This window comes from Nocardioides sp. (genome assembly GCF_035703625.1).
Classification (GTDB): Bacteria; Actinomycetota; Actinomycetes; order Propionibacteriales; family Nocardioidaceae; genus Nocardioides.
Window position 1 is genome coordinate 1 of the sequence record NZ_DASSXS010000023.1, and the last position, 2,724, is coordinate 2,724.

The 2,724-nt window shown below is 69.6% G+C and carries 4 protein-coding genes; all 4 read right to left on the reverse strand.

The window, feature by feature from the left end; all coding sequences use genetic code 11:
- Positions 1–467 (reverse strand): 30S ribosomal protein S7 (gene rpsG, locus VFN12_RS01100; RefSeq protein WP_325116692.1); only part of this gene is annotated, 467 nt, incomplete at its 3' end.
- Positions 467–841: a 30S ribosomal protein S12 gene (gene rpsL / locus VFN12_RS01105; protein WP_325116693.1), complete on the reverse strand. Its 375-nt coding sequence runs from the start codon at positions 839–841 to the stop codon at positions 467–469. The genes rpsL and rpsG, both read right to left, overlap by 1 nt.
- Before the next feature lie 63 nt (positions 842–904).
- Entirely contained in the window at positions 905–2,269 is a 1,365-nt protein-coding gene (locus tag VFN12_RS01110) for an MFS transporter (RefSeq protein WP_325116694.1), read from the reverse strand.
- Positions 2,270–2,280: 11 nt separating this feature from the next.
- Positions 2,281–2,724: MarR family transcriptional regulator (locus tag VFN12_RS01115; protein WP_325116695.1), on the reverse strand; the 444-nt coding region annotated here is incomplete at its 5' end.

Here is a 2,724-nt window from a genome sequence, read left to right on the forward strand (position 1 = left end):
CAGCGGTAGTGGGCGAAGGCCTTGTTGGACTCGGCCATCTTGTGGGTGTCCTCGCGCTTCTTCACCGCGGCACCGAGGCCGTTGGAGGCGTCGAGGATCTCGTTCATCAGGCGCTCGGACATCGTCTTCTCACGACGGTCCTGCGCGTAGCCGACGAGCCAGCGCAGAGCGAGGGTGGTGCCCCGCGTGCCCTTGACCTCGATCGGGACCTGGTAGGTGGCACCACCGACCCGGCGGGACTTGACCTCGATGGCCGGCTTCACGTTGTCGAGCGCGCGCTTGAGCGTCACGACGGGGTCGGTGCCGGTCTTCTCGCGGCAGCCCTCGAGCGCGGTGTAGACGATGCGCTGGGCGACCTGCTTCTTGCCGTCCTGGAGGCACTTGGAGACCAGCTGGGAGACCAGCTGCGACCCGTAGACCGGGTCGATGTCGATCGGCCGCTTCGGTGCGGGACCCTTGCGGGGCATCAGCTCTTCTCCTTCTTCGCTCCGTAGCGGCTGCGGGCCTGGCGGCGGTTCTTGACGCCCTGGGTGTCGAGGGAACCGCGGATGATCTTGTAGCGGACACCGGGGAGGTCCTTCACCCGGCCGCCGCGGACGAGCACGATCGAGTGCTCCTGGAGGTTGTGGCCCACGCCCGGGATGTAGGCCGTGACCTCGATGCCGCTGGACAGGCGCACGCGGGCGACCTTGCGGAGGGCAGAGTTCGGCTTCTTCGGGGTGGTGGTGTAGACGCGGGTGCAGACACCGCGTCGCTGGGGCGAACCCTTGAGGGCAGGTGTCTTGTTCTTCGACACCTTGTCCTGGCGGCCCTTGCGGACCAGCTGGTTGATCGTGGGCACCGGGTGGTTCCCCTTCTTGTCCTCTAGTCAGAACCCGACGCCTTGCCGGGCACGATGATGCTGCTACTTCGATGTGCCTGTGGTGTGCGCCCGGATGGGCTCCTCGGCCTGCCGTGAGGTGGATGGGCGCTCGGAGAGCTTTTGGGCACGCGCAACGGTCTGGTTGTCCCAGACACGATGAACGAGGTTACTCGCTCCCCCATCGGGGGTCAAAACGCCCCTGAGGTGGGCAAACCACAGGGCCGCGAGGCTCACTCCGACGCCCGTCGCCAGCCCCCCGAGGATCAGCGTCCAGCGGGCTCCGGCCACCTCGCCGATCCAGCCGATGAGGGGCGCGCCGAGCGGGGTGCCGCCGATGAAGATCATCATGTAGAGGGCCATCACCCGGCCCCGCATGCCCTCGTCGGTGTGCAGCTGCATGTAGGCGTTGGCCGCCGTGATCATGGTGAGCGCGCTCAGCCCGAGCAGCGGGGTCATCAGGGCGAAGGCGAGGTACGACGGCATCAGGCCGGCCGTGATCTCCACGACCGCGAAGACGAGGGCGGCGCCGATCACCAGCCGTTGCCGGACGTAGGGCCGCCGTGCCGCCACCAGCGAGCCGGTCAGTGACCCGACCGCCATGAACGTGCCCAGCAGGCCGTACTCGGTGGCGCCCTTGCCGAACACCTGGGTGGCCATCAGCGCCGAGGTCATCTGGAAGTTGAGGCCGAAGGTGCCGGTGAAGAAGACGATGGCCAGGATCAGCATGAGGTCGGGGCGGTTCCGAACGTAGGCGACGCCCGCGCGGATCTGGCCCGGCTCGCGCCGCATCGGCTCGGGCGTCCGCAGCGCCGCCGGGTCGAGCCGGCGCAGGGTGAGGATCGGGGCGGCGTAGCTGACGGCGTTCGCCAGGATCACCCACCCGGTGGCCACTGCTCCCCCACCCAGGGCGGCGATGAGCACGCCGGCGACGGCCGGTCCGACGATGCGTGCGGCGTTGAAGCTGGCCGAGTTGAGGCCGACCGCGTTGGTGAGGTCGTCGGGACCGACGATCTCGGACACGAACGACTGCCGCGCGGGAGCGTCGAAGGCGGCGGCCGTGCCCAGGACGAACGCGAGGACGTAGACGTGCCAGATCTGGGCGGTGCCCGTGACGGCCAGCAGCCCGAGCAGCAGCGCGGGCACCGCCATGCCGAGGTTGGTCAGCTGGAGCAGACGGCGCTTGGGGATCCGGTCGGCGACCAGGCCCGCCACGGGCGAGAGCAGCAGGAACGGCAGGAACTGCAGGCCGGTGGTGATCCCGATGGCGGCACCGCTGTAGTCGGTGAGCTGGAGGACCAGCCAGTCCTGCGCGACGCGCTGCATCCAGGTACCGACATTGGAGACGACACCGCCGAGGGCGTAGCGGCGGTAGTTGGGATTGGCGAGGGAGCGGAACGTGGGGCTCAAAGTTGTGGCGCTCAGTCCTTCTGTGCGAGTTGTTCGAGAATGGGGGCCGCCCGGCGGAGCACGTCGCGCTCCTCGGCGGTGAGGTCGGCGAGCTTCCTGGCCAGCCAGGCGTCGCGGCGGGCGCGGTCGGCGAGCAGGGTCTCCCGGCCCAGGTCGGACAGGACGACGACGACCTGGCGCCCGTCGGTCTCGTGGCGCCGGCGGGCGACGTACCCGCCGTCCTCCAGGCAGTTGACCGTGCGGGTCATGCTGGGCGGCTGCACCCGCTCCTGCGCGGCCAGCTCACCGACGCTGAGCTCCCCGTTGCGGTAGAGGCACCCCAGGACCGCCATGGCGCCGAGGCTGAGCTCGTTGTCGGGGTGGCGCTCGATGGCCAGCCGCCGCCGCAGGCGCATCACGGAGAACCGGAGCTCGGACGCCAACCCGGCGTCGGTGCGGACAACGCTGGTGACCGA